Below are 615 nucleotides of genomic sequence, written 5' to 3' on the forward strand. Positions count from 1 at the left end.
CTGGTCGACCAGGGCGAGTACGTCGCCTCGGAATCGACCTTCTATCGCGTGCTGAAAGCGGCAAACCAGCTCAAGCACCGAGGTGCCGAAAAGCCAGCGAAACCGCGCCACAAGCCGCGTGCGCTGGCGGCAACGGCACCGGGCCAACTGTTTAGCTGGGACATCACCTATCTGCCAACGCCGGTCATGGGGAGCTACTTCTATCTGTACCTGTTCATGGATATCTACAGCCGCAAGGTCGTCGGCTGGCAGGTCTACGAAGCAGAGAGCAGCGAGCTGGCCAGCGAGGTAATGCGCGATATTTGTGTACGCGAAAACATCGCGCCAAAACAGGTGGTGCTGCATTCCGATAACGGCAGTCCGATGAAGGGTGCCACCATGCTTGCAACGCTGCAAAAGCTGGGCGTCGTCCCTTCTTTCAGTCGGCCCGCGTGCAGCAATGACAACCCCTTCAGCGAAAGCCTCTTCAAAACGCTCAAGTACCGCCCAGCCTACCCGCAGGGCGCATTTGAAAGCCTCATGGCCGCAAGGCAGTGGGTCGGCACGTTCGTGCGCTGGTACAACGAGGAACACCGTCACAGCGCTATCCAATTCGTTACACCGGCACAGCGTCAC

At 59.2% G+C, this 615-nt stretch carries 1 protein-coding gene; it reads left to right on the plus strand.

The window, feature by feature from the left end; translation table 11 throughout:
* On the plus strand, window positions 1–615 hold a 615-nt coding region (locus tag F1735_RS34040; protein ID WP_167241467.1), incomplete at both ends, for an IS3 family transposase.

It is taken from the genome of Massilia genomosp. 1 (genome assembly GCF_011682185.1).
Lineage (GTDB): Bacteria > Pseudomonadota > Gammaproteobacteria > Burkholderiales > Burkholderiaceae_D > Telluria_A > Telluria_A rubra.